Annotated in this window: 4 protein-coding genes; all 4 read right to left on the bottom strand. The window is 38.8% G+C overall.

Annotation, left to right across the window (positions count from 1 at the left end; translation table 11 throughout):
- Nucleotides 1-132: 132 nt before the first annotated feature.
- Nucleotides 133-480 carry a helix-turn-helix domain-containing protein gene (locus LKD48_RS16325; protein WP_308732644.1) on the bottom strand — a complete coding sequence of 116 codons (348 nt, stop codon included), beginning with the start codon at nt 478-480 and terminating at the stop codon, nt 133-135.
- A 106-nt stretch (nt 481-586) separates the two neighbouring features.
- Nucleotides 587-1198, bottom strand: coding sequence for a bZIP transcription factor (locus LKD48_RS16320; RefSeq protein WP_308732643.1), 612 nt, complete (start codon nt 1196-1198; stop codon nt 587-589).
- Nucleotides 1199-1286: 88 nt separating this feature from the next.
- A complete protein-coding gene (locus tag LKD48_RS16315) occupies nt 1287-1826 on the bottom strand; it encodes an NUDIX hydrolase (RefSeq protein WP_308732642.1) in 540 nt (179 codons plus the stop codon).
- A gap of 113 nt (nt 1827-1939) precedes the next feature.
- Complete coding sequence (locus LKD48_RS16310; RefSeq protein WP_308732641.1) at nt 1940-2149, bottom strand: hypothetical protein; 210 nt, start codon at nt 2147-2149, stop codon at nt 1940-1942.
- Nucleotides 2150-2499: the final 350 nt, after the last annotated feature.

The raw sequence follows: 2499 nt of genomic DNA, 5'->3' as shown, positions 1-2499 counted from the left end.
TACCAAATTCTTTTTTGACGAATAATATCACCCTCTCTCCTGTATTTTATCATATACAATACTATCATTGATGATTATATGTAAATATAGATAAAAGCACTGTGCTTTTATCTATATTTACTTTTAATGTGGTCACTTTGCTTCCTGATCACAAAGCTCAACCTTTATCCTTTTTCCAAGAGCGCTAGCATATTTTTGCAACACAACTAATGTCGGTACTCTTGAACCGTTTTCAAAACGCGCAATATTGGCTGGTAATATTCCTGTAATATCTGCTATATCCTGCTGCGTTTTCTTCTGGTATTTTCTTTCTGCCACTAATTCTGCAATCAATGCAGATGACATTTGCAGCGTATTTTTCTGAATTTCTTCTGCATAAGCCATCAGCCGTTTTTCTCGTGCCTTTTTTTGTGTCCGATACTCTTCCATATTATTATTATTAGTCAGAGCGCTGTCCATCTCTTTTGTTTTTTCCTGCATATAATGCACATTCTTCCTTTGTCTGTTTTGTGTTATTATATCACGTATGATAGGTTTTTGCAAGAGTTTTTTCTTAGATCCCCTGTATGTTACACTATGCATTTGCTTATTCAAAACTAATTGTAACCGGATCAGATATACAAATCTCATCATAAGAATCGCCATCCAAAACTGCTACTTTAAATTCCAAATACTCAAGATCTTCCATCGGACAATACTCATCATATGATTCATACATGTCTATTTCATCCTTGGATTTCTTATTTGGGGCTAAATTAGCTGAATACACAGCATAAAACATAAAATCATTTAATGAAGCATCCTCATACTGTACAATGATTTTTTTATCAGTAAGATTTTCTGTTATAAAATTAATCGAATATCCATCACCATACTCATCTTCCTTAATTCCATTATAAGTAATTATAACAGACTCATCCTGATAAATTACATCTCCTATTTCTGTAACATTGGACTCTCGCAACTGCTTTCGTTCTTCTTTCAACACTGCAATTTGCTTCTCCAAATCGTGAATCTGCTTCTCAATCTCCGAAATTCGATCCTCATTTCCTGAAACTACACTTTCCGCCTCAGTACTGTCCTTTGTTTCTTCAACTGCCTCACTAATCTTTTCTTCCGTACTGGTTTCTTTTGCCATTACTGGAATTCCTGATACCACCAATGCTGCCGCCATTACTGTAAAAAATCTTTTTCTCATTTCTACCTCTCTCCTCTTCCAAGTTTATTACAAAATATTTCTTACAAAACAAAGTACCAGGGGCTGGCACGTAATTGCCTACTATACCTTATATACCACACTTCCTTGCTGCCCATAGAATCCCATGCGCAGAGCTATTGCAGCAAATCTCGTTATCCATCACCATACTGACCGCCTGTTCTAACGGCATGACCAATACCTCGATTTCTTCTGTCGCGTCCAAATGCTGCCCACTGACCTTACGGCAATGATCTGCAAAGTATATGTGCATATAGTTTGTAAGCTTCGCGGAACTTTCTACTGTTCTTCCAATAAACTGCCAGTCCTCAGAAATATAACCTGTCTCTTCTAGCAGTTCTCTCTTTGCAACCTCCAGACCTTCCTCTCCCCTTTCAAAACCACCTGCAGGGATCTCAATCAAGTCTCGGCCATAACAATATCGATATTCTTTTTTCAATATGATATTTCCATAGTCATCTAATGCTACAATTGCCGCAGCCTCGTTAATCGTAATGGCATAAAAATCATCAATATGTTGCCCATTTGGAAGCTCCACAGCATCTTTTCTCACCTTCACCCACTTAGTATCAAGCAGCGCTTGTGAACATATCGTTTTCCATTTATCCATGCTTTACCTCTAATGTTATTACGTGGTAACTGTCACATAGTACCTGAATCTGGTAACAATGTGATCAATGCCCTCACTGGCTTTTTAATTTTTATTTAAGTCAGCTACCATTCTCAGTATATCACAATTTCATACATTTTTACAGACACTTTCTTACCTTCATCACCGCACAATACATCAATCCGCCAATTATTCCATATCACTATTGCTGAAAATGGCAACATCATAATCACGTTTTCAATGCACTCGGTTGTCAGCTTCTGTTCGCCATTCACTGTCTCCCATATTCCCCAGCCGCCCATGACCTTGAACAACGGGTTCATCCACAGATTACATTTCAATAATGTTCGTTAGTACCAGGGTCGAGTAGACGTACCTGTAACCTTGCTGTCTACGCTTAGCCTGTTACATTACTGTAACATACTCAAGACTCTAAGTTGCGCTGTAGTACCAGGGTCGAGTAGACGTACCTTTCACAAGGTACGCCCCTCACAGAACCGGACGTGCGGCTTTCCCCGGCTTTCCCGCATCCGGCTCTTCATATGGCTAATCGTATGTCTGATCTCTGTGTATCTGACACTTTTCTCCTTGAAATCGTAAACGCTCAATAGTGGGTATACCCACTTCAAATAGCCGCTCCTGAGAGCGGCTTACAGTTCATTTTATTTTCGAC

This window comes from Anthropogastromicrobium aceti (assembly GCF_020687335.1).
Classification (GTDB): Bacteria; Bacillota; Clostridia; order Lachnospirales; family Lachnospiraceae; genus Anthropogastromicrobium; species Anthropogastromicrobium aceti.
Note: the sequence above shows the minus strand (reverse complement) of the source record. Positions and strands in the feature narration are given on the sequence as shown.